Genomic DNA, 19,487 nt, shown 5'->3' with positions numbered 1-19,487 from the left:
GCATGAAGCGCGCGTGGGAAATCGTTCATCTGGCAGTCGTTGCACTGCTGATCTGCATTGCCTTCTTCGGATTGGCCCGAGTGTGGGCCGCCGTCGCGCACGCGGAACACTCCACAAAAGATTTTTGGGACGTAGCGACCGCGATCAGCACGTGTGCAGCGGTAGTAGTCGCCCTAGGCATTTCCCTGAGAGACGGCCGCCTCAGAATTCGTGATGAATTGTTGCAAGGAAAGCTGAATGCCGCAGGAACATCGGCTCGCCTCAGAGTCGCTCAGAGCTACGTAAGTGTCTGCCTCGATTTTGTCCGAAATCCGGAAAGCCAAAACGCGGGTGAGTCGAAGTTCAACCTTCATGCCAACCTGCTGACACAATGCCCCGTGATCAGTAACGATGAAATACGCGGACTGGCATTTCTACCGAATAACTGCGGTGCGAGAATCGCAGCAGCGTTCGACCGCATTCATCTGGCGCGCGAGTTTATGAATCGCCTTACGGAAATGGCAGCTCCGCCTGCTAACAATACGAACCGACAAAGCGATCTCGAGTTCGCCGCCAAACAACTCGCGGAAGCATACGGCCTGCTCGAAGATGCGGGCACGACAGTCAGCCAAGCCGCAAGGTCCTTGGGGCTTCATTCGTCGTTCAAACCGCGTACGTAGACCCGCCCGTCAGAAAACCCTGTCAATGCCCGACTGCTCGGGCTGCCCAACGCGTCTCCACAGCCCGATGCGAACAGAAACCATGTCTCGCCCCCCCCTCGCCGTCTGGTTGCATCGCCAGCACCCTTTCAGGGCTACTGTGGGATGCTTGGCCTCTACCCTCGCACGCCAGCACGCCCGGATGCAGCATGCCGTACGCGCTGCCGCCACACAGACCCAGCACTCGCCCGTGCCGCAGCCGCGATGCTGTTGCAGCAATACGAAGCCATCTAGCAGCTCACGGAGATCACCGCCGCGCAGCCCGCAATCGACGAGAGCGCGGTCAAGCGGTTGATGATGCAGCACGGGCTCGAGGAGCTGATCTACCTCGACTTGATAGCGGCCGCGCTGCAGGAAGTGCTCGGCAGGCCGAATTTCGTCTGCGCGCCGTTCGCGCACAGCATGCGAGCCGCCGACGCCACGATCAAGCCGCGCTCCGAGAATGAACGATCGGCCGTCCTGCACGGGCTCATCAAACTCTCCCGAAACACGGCGCTCCCCGCGGCCTAATCAGGCGTTGCTCCTGGGCGGCGGCTTGGCATCGGAAGGGTTCCGCTGATCAGACGACGACTCTTCCAGAGATCGCGGAACACGATATCGCCGCCGCAGCAGTTGCATGATCAAGCTAAACAGCATGAGGACTACGCCAACGCCCACAAAAACCATCTGGATGGTGCGCCACCACGCAAAATCGCTTTGGATTTTGCCCATAGTGATACCGACGATTATGACGCTCATCCCCACAGAAGTGGGAGGGCCCACCGTACCCTCTTTGAGACGCGACGTCCACTCCTTGCTTTTCCCTGGCATCCAGACACTCGGCACGCCTTTGATCGTGCCTAAAAACGCCGGCGTCCCCTTACCCGTATGCAAAATCTCAATCAGAGCCCCATCCTCTCCATCGAGAAAATCGAAGTCGATGAGGATCTGGGACGAGTTGTCCCTGGGGCTTGCAGTGAATCCAATAACGGTGCGTGTCACCTTCAGCACGCGTACTGACAGGACTTGTGTCTTACTGGCGTATTCCAACCGCAGCCGATCTTTTGCAACAATGTCGTCGCCGCGAAGCGTCGCGTTTCCGGCGTTCCAAACCCAGATCAGCGTGCGCATGATGTGCGGCACCGGTTTTCCGTCGAACAGAATTTGAATGTTCTTCGGGAGCATCTGCATAGGGCCGCCAAGCAGCCGCCGATTCAGGCGTACGACGGCCGGTCGCGGTCGCTTGCTGCTGATGAGGATGCCCCATATCGCCAGTGCGACCCCGACGATAAACGCGAGCAAGCTAACCGTCGTACCGACCCAGCCGGGCGAGAGCGCATCAAGTATCGTGTGGAGCATCTGTCACCAGTATTTTTTTAATTTATTTGCACGTGATCGTCAGCTCACCCGGAGACGCGCCTTACGCGCTCGCGACGCGACGGCAGCGCAAACGGACATGTTGATTTTGGAATCCTTCCAAAACAAGCCCTGCCCGCGCCACGATACCAACGAGAAAGCCCGCGTAACCTGTTGATTACGCGGGCTTAATTTGGTCGGGGCGAGAGGATTTGAACCTCCGACCACCTGCACCCCATGCAGGTACGCTACCAGGCTGCGCTACGCCCCGAAAGAAAAAAATTATAACAGACAGTTTCCCGATTTAGAACGGGTCGCATGCATTTTGTGCATGTTCTCGTGAAATTTTTTGGCGCGATCGCAGCGATGCAAGCAATCTGCGGCACCGCTCCCGCGTCGCCGTCACCGCTTGCGCGCAACGCAGATGACCGTCAGGCCCGCGACGCGGTTGAAGCGGAACATCGGCAGCTCGATGCGGCAGATCGTCTTGAGCAAGCCATTGACGAACGGATGATGACGGCGCAATTGCGACGCAGGCTCGCGCGGATGCGAACGCGCCCGCTCACCCAGCCGCAGTGCGGCCGCGAGCGGAAACGTGAGGCCGAAATAATAGGCGCCGTGCTCGACGTCGAGCCCCGCGCACTGGACCACGTCCTCGAGGCCGCCGAGCGTGTACCTGCGCTTGTGCTCGAGAAAATCGTCGTGGCCGCTCCACAGAAACTGGAACGCGGGCACCGTGATCAGGAACCGGCTGCCCGAAGGCGCGCCATTCACATACTGCGTCAGCAGCCCGACGTCGTCGTCGACATGCTCGAGCACGTCCATCAGCAACACGAGATCGGCGTCGAATCGATCGACGGAGCGCCGATAGTGGATCGGCTTGCCGGCCGCCTCGCCGTCGCTGTCGTCGGCGTAGCTCGTATCGACACACCATGCTTCCGTCGCCGGCGTGCGCTCGAGCAAATGCTTCGAGAAAAAGCCCGAGCCCGCACCGACGTCGAGTATCCGGTTCGCGCCCGACGCGCCCAGGAACCGGCGAATGGCGCTCGCCTTCGACGCGTAGTACCAGTGATCGCCCACCCCCGCACCCAGTACATCGACTTCCTTCAGGTCCATGGCGCTTCCCCGTGATGGCTGCCGTATTGTGATGTCGATCCCGCCACTGATGCCGATCTTACCTCGCCGCCATGGCCGATCGTATCCGTCGATGCCCGGGGCCGCGCCGCTTCGGCATCCGGTGAAACCGGCACGGCCAACGCCGGCCGTGGGTTTTCAGCAGCGCATCGAAAGACGCCGGCCGGCGTCCGGACAAACCAAACGACCGTTTGATCCGGCCGCCGATCCACCACGAATCCATTGCCAGACAGCCCGCGGACGCGTCGCGCGCGGGCGCCCGTTGTTTGGTAACGCCGCTCTAGCGCGCTATGACACACTGCACGGCATCGACGCTCGCGCCGTGCAGTGGCGCGCGCCGCCGTCGATCAAGACAAGACAAGACATGGAGACAGACGATGCGGAATGCGGTCCGGCGCGGCCATCGCTCGCCTTTGGCAATTTTCGACCGGGTTGCCGGCTTGGGACGCAGAGCCGCCCCGCGATCCCACACGACCTCCCGCGTGGTCGGCTGCGGCGCGCTGGCGCTCGCGCTGCTGTGTGCCGGCTGCGCGGAATCGGCCGCGCAGCGCGACAGCAACACGTCCATCGCATCGACGAAGATCGAGCGCACGAAGGCCGAGCGCCTCGCGCGCGAGCAACAAATCGCGCGCACCGTGCCGTCGCTCGCGTCGATCAGCCTCACGCAGCCGCGCCCGTTCACGCTGCGCGACTCGGGCCAGAACGGCGCAATGACGTTCCTGCGCGACGTCGATTTCCGCGTCGTCAACAATCTCGGCTTCTTCATTCATCAGTTGTCGGCCACGCTCGTGCCCACGCAGGCCGGCGCACCGATCGTGTTCGACGATCCGACGAGCTTCGAGATCGACGTGCACGAAGGCACGGTCACGCTCGACAACGCGAAGCTGACCGCCCTCTTCAACACCTACATCTTCGGTTATCGCAACGCGCCGCTGCGCAAGCTCGCGGTATCGGCCGGCGACGGCGTGATCCATCTGCAAGGCGAGATGCAGCGCGACGGCTGGGTACCGTTCTCGCTGACCGGCACGCTCGCGATCCGCGACGGCAGCCAGCTCGTGTTCCACCCGACCGGCGTACGCGTGTCGGGCCTCAACGCGCAGCCGGTGATGCGCGCGGCCAACGTGAAAATGGCCGATCTGCTGAAGGTGCAGACGCCGATCGCGCAACTCGCCGGCGACGATCTCGTGATGGCGGTCGACAAGCTGATGCCGCCGCCGCGCCTGAAGCTCGCGATCACCGCGTTGCGCGTGACGCCGGCGGGCCTCGACCTGACGCTCGACGACGGCACGCATGCCGGCTTCGCGATGCCCGCGAACGCGCCGCAGCAGGCCATGTATATCCGCGGCGGCGACGTGAAGTTCATGCGCTCGATGCCGATGAACGCGGACATCCTGATCGGTCCGCTCGACACGTCGAAGCGCGACCAGACGTTCGTGTTCGACCTGTATCACTATCGCGACCAGGTATCGGCCGGCTACTTCAACTTCGACGAAAGCGGCGCGATGGCGATCCGGATGCCTTCGTATGCGGGCCCGGCCAGCGGCGCGCTGCTCGGCAACGCGGCCGCGCGCCTGAACGACAGCTTCCTCGCCGCGCAGCAAAGTGCGCTGCGCGACGTGCGCCAGCACTGGGAAGCGTACGCGCTCGCGGCGGACGCCGCACGGCCCGGCATGCAGAAGGTCGCGATGCGGCGCACGTCGACGACGCCGTTCAACGAACGGCACGTGTCGAACCGCAACCCGACGATCCATCTGCGCAACGTCGACTTCAACCTGTCCGGCGATATCGGCTTTCATGTCGAGGATCTCGACGTGGAACTCGTGTCGAAGCGCGCCGGCGAACCCGTCGATCTCGACGATCCGAACCAGTACGACATCCGCATTCTCGGCGGCACGGTCGTCGAGTCGTGGAAGGCGATGTCGGCGCTCTTCAACGACTACCTGCTCGACTATTCGCCGCGTTCGCTGAACGACCTGCAACTGAGCGCGGACGGGCAGAACCTGCGCGTCCAGGGCGGCATCAAGCTGTGGAATCACGTGCCGGGCGTCTGGCTGCCGACCGACATGAAGGGCTCGCTGACGGTGCTCGACGACCGCCACCTCGCATTCAAGCCGTCGCAGGTGTCGGTGCTCGGCATCCCGCAGGCGACGCTGCTGCGCTCGCTCGGCATCGAGCTCTCGTCGCTGACGCCGCTGCGGCGGCGCGGCGCGGAATTGCGCGGCGACACGCTCGTACTCGACCAGTACACCGTGTTCCCGCCCCCCGTGCTGAACGGCAAGCTCAGCCAGGCGACGGTCGAGCGCGACGGATTGCGCCTCACGTTCCGGCGCGCCGCGGGCGCGCCCGCGCCGAAGCGGCCGCAGATCGATGCGCCGAGCTACATGTGGATGGAAGGCGGCGACATGAAGATGTTCAACGTGCTCGAACTGAACGTGCGCGCGCTGATCCGGAATTCGGCCGAGGCCGGCCCGATGCGGTTCGACCTGTACGGGTACCGCAACCAGGTCGCGCAGGGCTCGGTGCGGATGCTGCCGGACGGCACGCTGGTCGTCGACATGGGCCAGAAGAATCCGCTCGCATCGCGCTGATCCGCAGGCGCGATCCGCATGAAAAAAGCCCGGTGGCGGTCGCCAACCGGGCTTTCCCAGGCATTCTGCACGCCGTGCGCTCAGCCGTGTTTCAGGCCGTCGATCACGTCCAGCAACGCCTGCCGCAACGCGGCCACATCGACGTTGGCGCCCGACTTGGCCGCGCCGCGCGCCTCGGCGGCCTGCACATCGGATTCGACCGGCTCCGCCGCGGCCCGCTCGCTGCCCGGCGAATCGAGCCGGTTGCGCGCGCCGTTGATCGTGAATCCCTGCTCGTACAGCAACTCGCGAATCCGCCGGATCAGCAGCACTTCGTGATGCTGGTAATACCGCCGATTGCCGCGCCGCTTCACCGGCCGCAGCTGCGTGAATTCCTGTTCCCAGTAACGCAGCACATGCGGTTTGACCCCGCACAGCTCGCTGACTTCGCCGATCGTGAAGTAGCGCTTCGCGGGAATCGGAGGCAAGACGACTTTCTCAACCGTGGTGGTCATCGTCGGTTAACCGTCGGTAAGGGTGCGCGGCGGCCGCGCGGGGCGTGGGCGCGCGTCTTACTCCGCGCCGTTTTCGACCAGCGCCTTCAGCTTCTGGCTCGCGTGGAAGGTTACCACCCGGCGGGCCGCGATCGGAATCGCCTCGCCCGTCTTCGGATTGCGGCCCGGACGCTGCGGCTTGTCGCGCAGCTGGAAATTGCCGAATCCCGACAGCTTGACGCTTTCGCCGTTTTCGAGCGCATCGCGGATCACTTCGAAAAACGCCTCGACCATGTCCTTCGCTTCACGCTTGTTCAGCCCGACGCTGTCGAACAGCAGCTCCGCCAGTTCCGCCTTCGTCAGCGTCGGCGTCTCGGTGGACGCCGGCGCCGAAGCGTCGCGGTTCATGGCGCTGCGTTGCGCCGTCAGGAGGGCTTCGAATTCACTCGAGGTCATGTCGTTCATATCTGCCATACAGCGCGTTGAATCAAAACTTACGATGGAAAAAAGCCGCCCGCGAGCGGGCGGGCCTTCTCCTTAGCCGCGCAGGCGCGCACCAGCACGAGCCATGCGCTCGACCAGCGTCTGGATCGCCTGATCGACGACCTCGTCCTGCAGCGTGCCAGCCGCGTCCTGCAACGTCACGCGGAAGGCAAGGCTCTTCTCGTTCGCGGCAAGACCACCGGAAGTATTTGATTTTGCACGAAATTCGTCGAAGAGTACAACCTTCTGAACGAATCGGCAGGCGTCGTCGGCCAGCGCCTTCTTCATTTCGTCGAAAAGTGCCTGAACCTCGACCGCCTGATCGACGACAACGGCGATATCGCGACGGACCGGCGGGAATTTCGACACGTCGGTCGGCGCGGGCAGCGCACGTGCCGTGAGCGCATCCGCGTCGATTTCGAACATCACCGGCGCGTGCGGCAGCTCGTACTTCTGCATCAGGCGCGGGTGCAGCTCGCCGATCCAGCCGACCGCGCAACCATCGACCTCGATGCGTGCGCTGCGGCCCGGATGAAGGGCCGGATGCTCGGCCTTCACGAAACGCGCGGCCGCCGGCGCGAGCAACGCCTCGAGATCGCCCTTCACGTCGAAGAAATCGACCGCGCGGGTCGCGACGCCCCACTGCTCGTCGAATGCCGGACCGTACGCCAGCGCGCCGACGCGCTTCGGCTGCGCATGACCTTCGACCGCCAGTTCACCGGCCTTCACCGACGGATCGGCGACGAACACGCGCCCCGATTCGAACACGCGCACGCGATCGGCGCGCCGGTTCAGGTTGTGACGCAGCACGGCGATCAGGCTGCCGAACAGCGTCGTGCGCATGACCGACAGCTGGCTCGCGATCGGGTTCAGCAGCCGGATCGGGTGGTCGTTGCCCGCGAAATCCTGCTCCCACTCCGCATCGACGAAGCTGAAGTTGACCGTTTCCGCGTAGTCGCGCGCGGCGAGCGCGTGACGGATGTCGTGGATCGAACGCCGCGTCTCGTGGGTCGCGCGCATTTCGCTCGTCGCGACCGGCGGCCGCGCCGGGATCTTCTCGAAGCCGTAGATACGCGCCACTTCCTCGATCAGGTCTTCCTCGATCTCGATGTCGAAGCGGTGCGACGGCGGCGTGACGAGGAACGCGTCGTCTTCACGCTCGAACGGCAGGCCGAGACGCGTGAAGATGTTCGCGATCTCGTCGGCGTCGATCTTCACGCCGATGATGCGGTTCGCGCGCGACACGCGCATCTTCACCGGCGCGCGCTGCGGCAGGTTCACCGCCTGATCGTCGACCGGGCCGGCCTTGCCGCCGCAGATCTCGAGGATCAGTTGCGTGATGCGCTCGACGTGCTCGACGGTCGTCGCGTAATCGACGCCGCGCTCGAAGCGATGGGCCGCATCGGTCGAGAAGTTGTACTTGCGCGCGCGGCCGCGGATGCTGTCCGGCCACCAGAACGCGGCTTCCAGATAGATGTTGGTCGTATCGAGCGTGACGGCCGTGCTGTCGCCGCCCATGATGCCGGCCAGGCTTTCGACCTGACGATCGTCCGCAATCACGCCAACCGTTTCGTCGAGTTCGACCGTGTTGCCGTTGAGCAGCTTCAGCGATTCGCCGCGCTTGCCCCAGCGCACCTCGATGCCGCCGTGGATCTTGTCGAGATCGAACACGTGCGACGGACGGCCGAGTTCGAACATCACGTAGTTCGAGATGTCGACGAGCGCGGACACGCTGCGCTGGCCCGAGCGCTCGAGGCGCTCCACCATCCACTGCGGCGTCTTCGCATGCGCGTTCACGCCGCGGATCACGCGCCCCGAGAAGCGGCCGCACAGGTCGGGCGCGGCGATGCGCACCGGCAGCGTGTCGTCGAGTTCGACGTTTACCGGGCGGATGTCGACCGGCGTCAGCGGTGCGCCGGTGATCGCGGCCGTCTCGCGCGCGATACCGAACACCGACAGGCAGTCGGCCTTGTTCGGCGTCAGCTTGATTTCGAAGATCGTGTCGTCGAGATTGAGGGTCTCGCGGATGTCCTGGCCGACCGGCGTGTCTTCCGGCAGGATCAGCAGCCCGCTGTGATCCTCGGACAATTTCAGCTCGCGCGCCGAGCACAGCATCCCCTGGCTCTCCACGCCGCGCAGCTTCGACAGCTTGATCGCGAACGGCTTGCCGCCCTCTTCCGCCGGCGGCAATTCCGCGCCGACCAGCGCGACCGGCACCTTGATGCCGGGCGCCACGTTCGGCGCGCCGCAGACGATGTTCAGCGTCGCGCCGGTGCCGGCGTCGACCTGGCAGACATTGAGCTTGTCCGCATCCGGATGCTTGACGACTTCGAGCACGCGGCCGACGACGATCTTCGACGTCGGCGGCGCAGCCTTGCTCAGCGATTCGACTTCGAGCCCCGCCATCGTCAGCGCGTGCGACAGCTCGTCGGTCGTCAGCTGCGGGTCGACAAAGGTTCTCAACCAGGATTCAGGGAATTGCATGGATGTCTACGTTCGAAACAGGTTAGATCGACGCCCGGGCCCCGCGGAAACGTCCGTCGGGGCGTGCGCGGGCACAGGTCGGCGCGGCGAGCGGCGTTACGCGAACTGGCGGAGGAAACGCAGGTCGTTCTCGAAGAACAGCCGCAGATCCTGGACGCCGTAGCGCAGCATCGTCAGGCGCTCGAGGCCGCTGCCGAACGCGAAACCGATGTAGCGCTCGGGGTCGAGGCCCATGTTGCGGATCACGGTCGGATGCACCTGCCCCGAGCCGGAAATTTCGAGCCACTTGCCGGCGTTCTTGCCTTGCTCGAACATCATGTCGATCTCGGCCGACGGTTCCGTGAACGGGAAATACGACGGACGGAAGCGCACGAGGATGTCGTCGCGCTCGAAGAATTTTTTCAGGAAGTCGGTATAGACGCCCTTGAGGTCGGCGAAGCTGATGTTTTCGTCGATCCACAGCCCCTCGACCTGATTGAACATCGGCGAGTGGGTCGCATCGCTGTCGACGCGATACGTGCGGCCCGGCGCGATCACCTTGATCGGCGGACGGTTCATGCGCGCATAACGCACCTGCATCGGGCTCGTGTGCGTGCGCAGCAGCAGCTGGCGGCCGTCGGCATCCTTGCCTTCGACGTAGAAGGTGTCCTGCATCGAACGCGCCGGATGGTTCTCCGGGCTGTTCAGCGACGTGAAGTTGTACCAGTCGGTCTCGATTTCCGGGCCGTCGGCCACATCGAACCCGATCGAGCCGAAAATCTGTTCGACACGCTCCCACGTGCGCATCACCGGGTGCAGGCTGCCTGCACCGGCGCCGCGGCCCGGCAACGTCACGTCGATCGCTTCGGCGGTGAGGCGCTGATTCAGCAGCGCGTCGGCCAGTGCCTGACGACGGGCGGTGAGCGCGGTTTCGACCTGCTGCTTCGCGACGTTGATGCGTGCGCCTTCGGTCTTGCGTGCTTCGGGATCGAGCTTGCCGAGGCCCTTGAGCAACTCGGTCAGCGCACCCGATTTGCCGAGAAATCGGGCTTTCTCGTTTTCGAGCGTGGTGATGTCGGCAGCCTGTTCGAAGGACTGCTGCGCGTCGGCGACAATCTGGTCCAGATCCATAGATCCCATCATTTCCAACGTCATTCGGTCTTGGCGAGCGAAATGGCCTCGCCAAACAAAAAAGGGGCTCGGAAGAGCCCCGTTTTCGCTGCAGCGGCCGAGACTACCGGAACCTCGCTGCAACTAACCACGCAGTGCTAATTTCGCAATTAGGCTGCAACGGCGGCTTTCACCTGCTTGACGATCGCAGCAAAAGCAGCCTTGTCGAACACCGCCATGTCGGCCAGCACCTTACGGTCGAGTTCGATCGACGCCTTCTTCAGGCCGTTGATGAACACGCTGTAGGTCATGTCGTGCTGGCGAACTGCCGCGTTGATACGCGTGATCCACAGTGCGCGGAACACACGCTTCTTGTTGCGGCGATCGCGGTACGCGTACTGACCAGCGCGCATCACCGCCTGCTTGGCGATGCGGTAGACGTTATTGCGGCGGCCGCGATAACCCTTGGCCAGGTTGATGATCTTCTTGTGGCGGGCCCGTGCGGTTACCCCACGTTTGACTCGAGGCATGTTTCTCTCCTTGGAGTATCAGTTGAGGGGTTACGCGAACGGGAGCATCGCGCGGACGGAGTTCAGATCGGAATCGTGAACTGCCGTTGCGCCGCGCAGATGGCGCTTGTTCTTCGTGGTTTTCTTGGTCAGGATGTGACGCTTGAAGGCTTGACCGCGCTTGACGGTACCGCCCGGACGCACCACGAAGCGCTTTGCAGCGCTCTTCTTGGTCTTCATCTTAGGCATGACGAACAACTCCAGTTTATTAGATGGCGATGGGTGTGCGGTTGGCTTGCGCCCTTGACCCGCCCTTCGAAACCCAGTCCACTTGTGTACGGCGGCCCGCTTGCGCAGCCGCCGTCATCGTTGGCGCGCCGCCCTGACCGGGCAACGCGCCGAACCACTGTCGAACCTGCGCGCGATGCGCGCGGGCCCGTTACTTCTTTTTCTTCGGCGAGAGCACCATGATCATCTGGCGCCCTTCCATCTTCGGCATCTGCTCGACCTGGCCGACTTCCTCGAGATCCGTGCGCAGACGCTCCAGCATCCGCATACCGATTTCCTGGTGAGCCATTTCGCGGCCGCGGAAACGCAACGTGATCTTCGTCTTGTCGCCCTCTTCGAGGAAGCGCACGAGATTGCGGAGCTTGACGTTGTAATCCCCGTCATCGGTACCCGGGCGGAACTTGACTTCCTTCACCTGGATGACCTTCTGCTTCAGCTTCGCTTCGTGCTGCTTCTTCGATTCCTGGTACTTGAACTTGCCGTAATCCATCAGACGGCAAACCGGCGGCACCGCTTGCGGCGCGATCTCCACCAGGTCAACATCCAGTTCTTCCGATTTACGGAAAGCGTCAGCGAGTTTTACGATACCGAGCGGTTCGTTCTCGATCCCGACCAGGCGCACTTCCGGCGCAGTGATTTCACCGTTGATGCGGTGCGACGACTTATCAGTAGCGATGTTACGTTTCCTCTAAAAATTAAAAAAACGAGCCGCGCTGCCAGGGCGGTTACTTGAACGAGCGCAGGTCTTCCTGCAAACGCTCAACGAAGGCTTCGACCGGCATTACGCCAAGTTCGACGCCGCCACGGGCACGCACGGCTACCGTTTGCGCATCACGCTCCTTATCGCCCACGACGAGGAGATAAGGCACCTTTTCCAGCGTGTGCTCGCGTATTTTATAGCTAATCTTCTCGTTGCGCAAATCGGCCGCCACTCTAACCCCTTGTTTTTGCAACGTTTGGGTCAGAGCCTGCGCATATTCGGCCTGACTTGCGGCGATATTGAGCACAATTGCCTGGTACGGCGCGAGCCAGACCGGCATTGCACCAGCGTGGTGCTCGATCAAAATGCCGAGGAAACGCTCCATCGAACCGACGATCGCACGGTGCAGCATCACCGGCCGGCGGCGGCTGTTGTCCTCCGCCACGTACTCGGCGCCGAGGCGCTCCGGCAGCACCATGTCGAGCTGCAGCGTGCCGCACTGCCACGAGCGGCCGAGCGCGTCCTTGATGTGGTACTCGATCTTCGGGCCGTAGAACGCACCCTCGCCCGGCAATTCTTCCCACGTGAGGCCGCAGGCCGTCAGCGCATCGCGCAAGCCCTGCTCGGCGCGATCCCACGTTTCGTCCGTGCCCGCACGCTGGTCGGGACGCAGCGAGAGCTTGATGTCGATGTGATCGAAACCGAAGTCCTTGTACACGCTCATGGCCAGCGTGTTGAACGCGATCGATTCCGAGATGAACTGGTCTTCCGTACAGAAAATGTGCGCGTCGTCCTGCACGAAGCCGCGCACGCGCATCAGGCCGTGCAGCGCGCCCGACGCCTCGTTGCGGTGGCACGAGCCGAATTCCGCGTAACGCAGCGGCAGGTCGCGATACGAGCGCAGGCCGTGCTTGAACACCTGGACGTGGCCCGGGCAGTTCATCGGCTTGATCGCGTAGTCGCGCTTCTCCGACTCCGTCGTGAACATGTTCTCGCGATAGTTCTGCCAGTGGCCCGACGCCTCCCACAGCGAGCGGTCCATGATCATCGGCGTCTTGATCTCGAGGTAGCCGGCGTCGTTGACGCGGCGGCGCATGTACTGCTCGACCTGCTGCCACAGCGCCCAGCCCTTCGGATGCCAGAACACCATGCCCGGCGACTCTTCCTGCATGTGGAACAGGTCGAGCTGCTTGCCCAGCTTGCGGTGGTCGCGCTTTTCCGCTTCCTCGAGCATGTGCAGGTACTGATCCTGGTCTTCCTTCTTCGTCCAGGCCGTGCCGTAGATGCGCTGCAGCTGCTCGTTCTTCGAATCGCCGCGCCAGTACGCGCCTGCGACCTTCATCAGCTTGAAGACCTTCAGCTTGCCGGTGGACGGCACGTGCGGACCGCGGCACAGATCGGTGAAGCCGCCGTGCGAGTACAACTTGATTTCGTCGCTTTGCGGAATCGATTCGATGATCTCGGCCTTGTATTTCTCGCCGATGCTGCGGAAATAACCGGCCGCCTCGTCGCGCGACACGACACGGCGCGTGACCGGCTCGTCCTTCTTCGCGAGTTCCTGCATGCGCTTTTCGATCTTTTCGAGATCTTCCGGCGTAAACGGGCGGTTGTACGAGAAGTCGTAATAGAAACCGTTGTCGATTACCGGGCCGATCGTCACCTGCGCGTCCGGATACAGTTCCTTCACCGCATACGCGAGCAAGTGAGCGGTCGAGTGGCGGATGATGTCGAGGCCGTCGGCATCCTTGTCCGTGACGATCGCGAGCGATGCGTCGCGGTCGATCACCGTCGACGTATCCACGAGCTCGCCATCGAGCTTGCCACCCAGCGCAGCCTTCGCCAAGCCGGGACCGATCGAGGCTGCAACCTCGGCAACTGTCACCGGATGCTCGTATTGTCGAACTGAGCCGTCAGGCAAGCGTATCGAAACCATAGCAATCTCCGTGATGCCGACAGTGGGCGGCAGACCAGGTACGCGAGATCAAACTCACGCGTCAAAAATTCGCGACAAAAAAAATGCGGCCCCGCTTTCGAGGGGCCGCATTCGATACTTCACTCAAACTGAAAGGGCGAAAACGTTCCTCGACTAGCGTCGCTCCGAAGTGGTTTCGGTCAACGTTCGCGGTGTCATAACCGTATTCGCCTTGTTCGCGTTGAGTTGTGTACTGCATTGAACACCCGGAGGCCGGGCATTCTCAATTCGTTGGTAGGCTCGATTGGATTCGAACCAACGACCCCCACCATGTCAAGGTGGTGCTCTAACCAACTGAGCTACGAGCCTAGAGAAGCTAAGATTATATGGAGTGGTTACGGGCTTGGCAAGTGTTTTATGCGGTCGCAGCAAAACGACGCGGATCCAACCCCATCAGGTTTTCCGCCCTGCCCGCACGACGCCCTGCACCTCGCCGAGCAGCGTGCACGCGCGCTGCACCTGCGCCGAATTCGACACCTCGACCGTGAACTGCATGAATGCCGCATTGCGGCGGCTTTGCGTCTTCACGCCCACGACGTTGATCTTTTCGCGCGCGAACACTTCGGAGATATCGCGCAGCAACCCTTGCCGGTCGCTCGCCTCGATCATCAGGTCGACCGGATAGACGGATGCGCCGCGCCCGCCCAGCACGTCGGCCGACCAGGTCGTCTGCAGCACGCGTTCCGGCGCGCGCTCGACCATCCGGCGAAACGTCGGGCAGTCGGTGCGATGGATCGACATCCCCTTGCCGCGCGTGACGAAACCGCTGATCGGATCGGGCGGCGCCGGACGGCAGCAGCGCGCCAGTTGCGTCAGCAGCGCGTCGACGCCGACCACCAGCACGCCGGTCGACGCGCCGTGCGCGACGCTCGCGCCGCTGCTGCGCTTCTCGAAATCAGCCGGCGCCTCGGGCGCCGGTTCCGGCGGCGGCGCGTCGGACAGCGCGTGCTCGACGTTGCGCAGGCTGAATTCTTCCTTGCCAACGACCGAGAACAGTTCCTCGGGCGACTTGAAGCCGAGCTTCGCGGCGAGGTTGTCGAGGTTGACCGACGTCTTGCCCTCGCGCTGCAGCGTCTTTTCGACGAGCGCGCGGCCGTGCGCGACGTTTTCTTCCTGCTCGATCGAGTTGAACCACGCGCGGACCTTCTGCCGCGCGCGCGAACTCTTCAGGTAGCCGAGCTGCAGGTTCAGCCAGTCGCGCGACGGTCCGCCTTCCTTCACCGCGACGATCTCGACCGTCTGGCCGTTCGCGAGCGACGTGTTCAGCGGCACCATCGCGCCGTCGACGCGCGCGCCGCGGCAGCGATGGCCGAGCTCGCTGTGCAGGTGATACGCGAAATCGACCGGCGTCGCGCCCTGCGGCAGCGCGATCACGCGCGCCTGCGGCGTCAGCACGTAGATGTGGTCGTCGTCGAGCGACGTCTCGCGCAATTGCGCCCACGCCTGGTCGCCCGATACCTCGGTGCCGTCCTCGACGTCGTCCTTCCATGCGAGCAACTGGCGCAGCCACGCGATCTTCTCGTCGTACTTGTCACTCGCCGAGAACTGGCCGCCATAGCCGCGCGCGCCGGCCTCCTTGTAGCGCCAGTGCGCGGCGACGCCGTACTCGGCGAAACGATGCATCTCCTGCGTGCGGATCTGCACTTCGAACGCGCGGCCGTCGTCGCCGATCACGACCGTATGCAGCGACTTGTAGCCGTTCGGCTTCGGCCGCGAGATGTAGTCGTCGAACTCCTTCGGCACCGGCTGCCACAGGTGATGCACGATGCCGAGCACCGCGTAGCAATCCTTGATGTCGGGCACGATCACGCGGAATGCGCGCACGTCGTACAGCTCGGAGAAATCGAGCTCCTTGCCGCGCATCTTGCGCCAGATGCTGTAGATATGCTTCGGCCGGCCGCTGACGTCGGCCTGGATGTGCGCTTGCGCGAGCTCGTGCTGCAGCCGCGCGATCGCCTGCGTGACGTACGCCTCGCGCTCGATGCGCTTCTCGTCGAGCAGCTTCGCGATCCGCTTGTAGGTGACGGGATCCTCGAAGCGGAACGCGAGATCCTCGAGCTCCCACTTCAGTTGCCAGATACCGAGACGGTTCGCGAGCGGCGCATAGATCTCGAGCGTCTCGCGCGCGACGTCGGGCGGCGGATCCAGCTTCGCGGCCGCGTAGTAGCGCAGCGACTGCAACCGCGACGCGAGCCGGATCAGCACCACGCGGATGTCCTGCGCGAAGGCGAGCAGCATCTTGCGCAGCGCCTCGATCTGCGTGCGCCGCTCTTCGGCCGCGTCGCGCCCGGAGTCGGGCCTCGCGGCGTTCTGCGCGGCGCGCAGGCTGACGGTGCCGAGCCGCAACAGCTTGCGCACGTCGGACACGAGCCGCGCGACTTCGTCGCCGAAACGCTCGGTCAGCTCGCGCTCGGGATCGCTCAGGTGCGGCGTCAGCACGAACAGCGCGGCGGCCTGCATCGCGTGCGGATCGACGTTCAGCGTGCGCATGATCGCCGCGGTGCCGGCCGAGTGATCGGCGAGCAGCTCGCCCGACGACAGGCGCGCGTCGCCGGCCCGCTCGCGCACGAACGCGAGCACGTCGTCGAACGACGGCGCCGCGACGGGAGAAGCGGAAACGGATTCGGTCATTGCACGGCCTGCCGGAATACGGTCATCGTCGGATAACGCTCAGCTCCGCTGCGCGGCGACGACCACGATCTCGACGAGCAGCGCCGGATCCGCGAGCTTCGCCTCGACGGTCGCGCGCGGCGGCGTGTTGCCCGGCGCGACCCATGCGTCCCACTCGGCATTCATGCCTTCGAAGTTCGCGAGATCCGAAATGTAGATCTGCACCGACAGCAGATGCGCCTTGTCGCTGTTCGCTTCGGCGAGCAGGCGGTCGATGTGGCCGAGCACTTCGCGCGTCTGGCCGCGGATGTCCTGCGTGGTGTCTTCGGCGATCTGGCCGGCCAGATACACGGTACCGTTGTGGATCGCGGTTTCGGAGAGACGGGCCCCGACGTGGTGACGAATGACTGCCATGGAATGTTCCGGTCGTGATGGGTAGGAATTCGGGCGACGGCACGGCCCGCGTGCCGCCGAACCGCATATTATGACGCGTTTATGCGTCGCCTTCGACGAAAAACCGCCGCGCGAGCGCAATCTGGTCCGCGCTGACGAACGCCGGCGCGTGGCCCGCACCCGGAATCTCGATCTGCGTCACATGCCGGCCGCGACGGACCATTTCGGCCGCCGTCTCGCGCGACAGCAGGTCGGACGTCTCCCCGCGCACGACGAGCAGCGTCGCGTCCGTCGTCTCGATCGCGCGCCACAGCGCGACCTCGCCGAGCGCGGCCAGTTCGGGCGTCGTCGCCTTGAACGGCTCGGCGATGCGCGGATCGTAGCGCATCGTCCAGCCGCCTTCGGGCAGTTCGTGCAGCAACGGCCCGTTGATCTCGCGCCACTCGTCGGCGCTCAGTGCACCGAACGGCAGCGATAGCGACGTCAGATAGTCGACGCCCTCCTGCTCGGTCGCAAAGCGCGGCTGCACGCCGAGGTACTCGCCGATGCGCGTCAGCGAATCGGGCTCGATGCGCGGGCCGACGTCGTTGACGATCATCCGGCGCAGCGGCGAACCGGGCAGCCCGGCGAGCGCCATGCCGATCAGGCCGCCCATCGACGTGCCGAACCAGTCGACCGATTCGACGTCGAGCCGGGCAATCAGCGTCACCATGTCGGCCACGTACTGCGGAATCGCATAGAGCCGCGGATCGGCCAGCCGGTCCGACCGGCCACGCCCTGCGACATCGGGGCAGACGACGCGATACGTATCGGACAGTGCGGCGGCCAGCCGGTCGAAATCGCGGCCCGAGCGGGTCAGGCCGTGCACGCAGACGAGCACGCGCGAATTCGCGGGGTCGCCCCACTCGGTATAGGCGACGTGGTGGAGGCCGGCCGTGCTCGCACACTGCACGCGCCGCTGGCGGGGAACCGGGGGATTCGCTGGGGTCGTTGGCATCGTTGGCATCCTGTCGAACGGGGGGCGACGCGCGGGGCAACGCTTGCGGCGCCCGATGCGAACGATTGTAAACCGCTTCGGAATGACGGGGCGCCACGCGCCCGGCCCGCCACCCGGAACGGGTTCAGTCGTGGCGGCGCCACGCGTCACGCAACTGCTCGCGCAGGAAATCGACGAACGTCCGCACGCGCAACGGCACGTGACGGCCGCCGGGATAGACGGCATGCAGCGGCGCGGCGGACGCCGCGAAGGCCGGCAGCACGCGTACGAGCCGGCCGGCGTCGAGATCGGCGCCGACGTCCCAGATCGACTTCAGCGCAATACCCGCGCCCTCGAGCGCCAGCGTGCGCGCCGCGCCGCCGTCGTTGGTCAGCAGCGCGGCCGTCACCTCGACCGCCACGCCGCCTTGCGTGCCGTCGAACCGCCATTCGGCACGCGGCTGGTCGCCCATCACGATGCATCGATGCGCACGAAGCTCGGCCGGATGGGCCGGCGCCCCGTGCGCCGCGAGATAGCCGGGCGCCGCGCACAGCACGCGATGATTCGGCGCCAGCTCGCGCGCGATCATCGTCGAATCGGCAAGATTGCCGATCCGCACGGCGACGTCGATGTCGGATGCGAGCAGGTCGACGACCGTATCGGTCAGCATCAATTGCACGGTCAGTTGAGGATGTCGCTGCTGAAAGGCCGCTACAAGCGGCGCGATCCGCAGGCGGCCGAGCTCGCCAGGCGCCGTCACGCGCAGCACGCCGCTGACCGTGCCACGGCGATCGCGCATCAGCGTTTCCGCATGCTCGATCTCGGCGAGGATGCGCAGCACCTGCGCGTGAAACTGCGCGCCGTCGTCGGTGAGCGTTTGCTGCCGCGTCGTCCGGTGCAGCAGGCGCACGCCGAGCCGCGACTCGAGATGCGCGAGCCGCTTGCTGACGACGGACAACGACAGGTCGAGCTCGCGCGCCGCCGCCGACAGGCTGCCGGCGGACACGATCCGCGCGAAGGTATCGAGCGCCGGGAAATCGTCGATCAGCGTCATAGCGCTCGCCTCACCCCAACCTTTCCTTTTTTCGAATAATCCATTCGCATTTTGCCCGTATTTGCATTCAGAACGGAAACCTACCATACCTGTTCCGCGTCGTCGCCTGACGCTTTCACAGGACCCTCGAAACCATGTCGATCCGCCTTCGTTCGGCCACCCGCCCCGTCGCGCACGCATTCGCGGCAGCCGCTTGCGTCGTGGCGCTCTGGCCCGCCGCCGCCCATGCCGCCGATCTCGTCGCGCCGCACACCCTGACCGTCGCGGCAGGCTTGCCGGCCGCGCAGGCCCGCGCACAAGTGCTGGCCGCGCGCCGCTACGGCAGCTTCTGGAATACCGGCGACCCCGCGCTCGCCGGCGCCGCGCTCGCAGACGACTTCACCGACCGCACGCTGCCGCCCGACCGCGAACAAGGCGTACCGGGGCCGCTCGCGGCCTCGAGCACGATGCGCGGCGCGATCCCCGACTTGCGCTGCGACATCGAACAGATGATCGTCGCCGGCGACCGGGTCGTCGTGCACCTGCATTTCCGCGGGCATTTCACCGGGGCGTTCAACGGAACGGCCGGGCGCGGGCAGGCGATCGACTTCATCGCGACCGATATCTATCGGATCGACCACGGCCGGATCGCCGAAAACTGGCACATCGAGGACAACCTGACGCTGATGCGTCAGCTCGGGCTCGTCGGCTGACGGAGGGAA

At 64.4% G+C, this 19,487-nt stretch carries 18 protein-coding genes and 2 tRNA genes; 4 read left to right on the top strand and 16 right to left on the bottom strand.

Annotated elements, in window-relative coordinates; translation table 11 throughout:
* The first annotated feature begins 2 nt into the window (after positions 1-2).
* Together CFB89_RS34060 and CFB89_RS07175 are read left to right on the top strand one after the other, a co-directional pair.
* Entirely contained in the window at positions 3-659 is a 657-nt protein-coding gene (locus CFB89_RS34060) for a hypothetical protein (RefSeq protein WP_144030069.1), read from the top strand.
* Between the two features lie 333 nt (positions 660-992).
* Positions 993-1,208, top strand: a complete 216-nt coding sequence (locus CFB89_RS07175) for a hypothetical protein (protein ID WP_089467289.1) — start codon at positions 993-995, stop codon at positions 1,206-1,208.
* Here CFB89_RS07175 and CFB89_RS07170 read toward each other — a convergent pair whose 3' ends face one another.
* From CFB89_RS07170 to CFB89_RS07160, 3 genes are all read right to left on the bottom strand, one after another.
* Complete coding sequence (locus tag CFB89_RS07170; RefSeq protein WP_089467288.1) at positions 1,209-2,036, bottom strand: hypothetical protein; 828 nt, start codon at positions 2,034-2,036, stop codon at positions 1,209-1,211. It abuts the gene before it with no gap.
* A 191-nt stretch (positions 2,037-2,227) separates the two neighbouring features.
* A tRNA-Pro gene (locus tag CFB89_RS07165) sits at positions 2,228-2,304 on the bottom strand.
* 131 nt (positions 2,305-2,435) lie between these two features.
* The gene (locus tag CFB89_RS07160) at positions 2,436-3,149 is read right to left on the bottom strand and encodes a bifunctional 2-polyprenyl-6-hydroxyphenol methylase/3-demethylubiquinol 3-O-methyltransferase UbiG (RefSeq protein WP_089467287.1); all 714 of its coding nucleotides are present in this window, start codon (positions 3,147-3,149) and stop codon (positions 2,436-2,438) included.
* A 395-nt stretch (positions 3,150-3,544) separates the two neighbouring features.
* Between CFB89_RS07160 and CFB89_RS07150 the strand changes: the two genes are divergently transcribed.
* Positions 3,545-5,755 (top strand): hypothetical protein, encoded by a 2,211-nt coding sequence (locus tag CFB89_RS07150; protein ID WP_089467286.1) that lies wholly within the window; start codon positions 3,545-3,547, stop codon positions 5,753-5,755.
* Between the two features lie 80 nt (positions 5,756-5,835).
* Here CFB89_RS07150 and CFB89_RS07145 read toward each other — a convergent pair whose 3' ends face one another.
* The 13 genes from CFB89_RS07145 to CFB89_RS07080 form a co-directional block, all read right to left on the bottom strand.
* Positions 5,836-6,249, bottom strand: a complete 414-nt coding sequence (locus CFB89_RS07145) for a MerR family transcriptional regulator (RefSeq protein ID WP_089467285.1) — start codon at positions 6,247-6,249, stop codon at positions 5,836-5,838.
* Between the two features lie 57 nt (positions 6,250-6,306).
* Positions 6,307-6,693, bottom strand: a complete 387-nt coding sequence (locus CFB89_RS07140) for an integration host factor subunit alpha (protein ID WP_006486093.1) — start codon at positions 6,691-6,693, stop codon at positions 6,307-6,309.
* Positions 6,694-6,765: 72 nt separating this feature from the next.
* Positions 6,766-9,195, bottom strand: a complete 2,430-nt coding sequence (gene pheT, locus CFB89_RS07135; protein ID WP_089467284.1) for a phenylalanine--tRNA ligase subunit beta — start codon at positions 9,193-9,195, stop codon at positions 6,766-6,768.
* A 96-nt stretch (positions 9,196-9,291) separates the two neighbouring features.
* Positions 9,292-10,305, bottom strand: coding sequence for a phenylalanine--tRNA ligase subunit alpha (pheS, locus tag CFB89_RS07130; protein ID WP_179233384.1), 1,014 nt, complete (start codon positions 10,303-10,305; stop codon positions 9,292-9,294).
* 149 nt (positions 10,306-10,454) lie between these two features.
* A complete protein-coding gene (gene rplT, locus CFB89_RS07125) occupies positions 10,455-10,814 on the bottom strand; it encodes a 50S ribosomal protein L20 (RefSeq protein WP_004192938.1) in 360 nt (119 codons plus the stop codon).
* A gap of 30 nt (positions 10,815-10,844) precedes the next feature.
* Positions 10,845-11,042 (bottom strand): 50S ribosomal protein L35, encoded by a 198-nt coding sequence (gene rpmI / locus CFB89_RS07120; RefSeq protein WP_004191477.1) that lies wholly within the window; start codon positions 11,040-11,042, stop codon positions 10,845-10,847.
* 190 nt (positions 11,043-11,232) lie between these two features.
* The gene (gene infC / locus CFB89_RS07115) at positions 11,233-11,757 is read right to left on the bottom strand and encodes a translation initiation factor IF-3 (RefSeq protein ID WP_071734130.1); all 525 of its coding nucleotides are present in this window, start codon (positions 11,755-11,757) and stop codon (positions 11,233-11,235) included.
* Between the two features lie 49 nt (positions 11,758-11,806).
* Entirely contained in the window at positions 11,807-13,714 is a 1,908-nt protein-coding gene (gene thrS, locus CFB89_RS07110) for a threonine--tRNA ligase (protein WP_089467283.1), read from the bottom strand.
* Positions 13,715-13,985: 271 nt separating this feature from the next.
* Positions 13,986-14,062 (bottom strand) — tRNA-Val (locus tag CFB89_RS07100).
* An 84-nt stretch (positions 14,063-14,146) separates the two neighbouring features.
* Complete coding sequence (locus CFB89_RS07095) at positions 14,147-16,384, bottom strand: bifunctional (p)ppGpp synthetase/guanosine-3',5'-bis(diphosphate) 3'-pyrophosphohydrolase (RefSeq protein WP_089467282.1); 2,238 nt, start codon at positions 16,382-16,384, stop codon at positions 14,147-14,149.
* 39 nt (positions 16,385-16,423) lie between these two features.
* The gene (locus CFB89_RS07090; protein WP_006486103.1) at positions 16,424-16,777 is read right to left on the bottom strand and encodes a RidA family protein; all 354 of its coding nucleotides are present in this window, start codon (positions 16,775-16,777) and stop codon (positions 16,424-16,426) included.
* Positions 16,778-16,856: 79 nt separating this feature from the next.
* A complete protein-coding gene (locus tag CFB89_RS07085) occupies positions 16,857-17,753 on the bottom strand; it encodes an alpha/beta fold hydrolase (RefSeq protein ID WP_089467281.1) in 897 nt (298 codons plus the stop codon).
* 124 nt (positions 17,754-17,877) lie between these two features.
* Positions 17,878-18,786: a LysR family transcriptional regulator gene (locus CFB89_RS07080; RefSeq protein ID WP_089467280.1), complete on the bottom strand. Its 909-nt coding sequence runs from the start codon at positions 18,784-18,786 to the stop codon at positions 17,878-17,880.
* Between the two features lie 134 nt (positions 18,787-18,920).
* Between CFB89_RS07080 and CFB89_RS07075 the strand changes: the two genes are divergently transcribed.
* Positions 18,921-19,478: an ester cyclase gene (locus CFB89_RS07075; RefSeq protein WP_089467279.1), complete on the top strand. Its 558-nt coding sequence runs from the start codon at positions 18,921-18,923 to the stop codon at positions 19,476-19,478.
* Positions 19,479-19,487 lie beyond the last annotated feature (9 nt).

Origin of the sequence: Burkholderia sp. AU16741 (assembly GCF_002223345.1) — a bacterium.
In the GTDB taxonomy this organism is placed as follows: domain Bacteria; phylum Pseudomonadota; class Gammaproteobacteria; order Burkholderiales; family Burkholderiaceae; genus Burkholderia; species Burkholderia sola.
The sequence above is the reverse complement of the archived record's forward strand: the minus strand, read 5'-3'. Positions and strand labels throughout refer to the sequence as shown.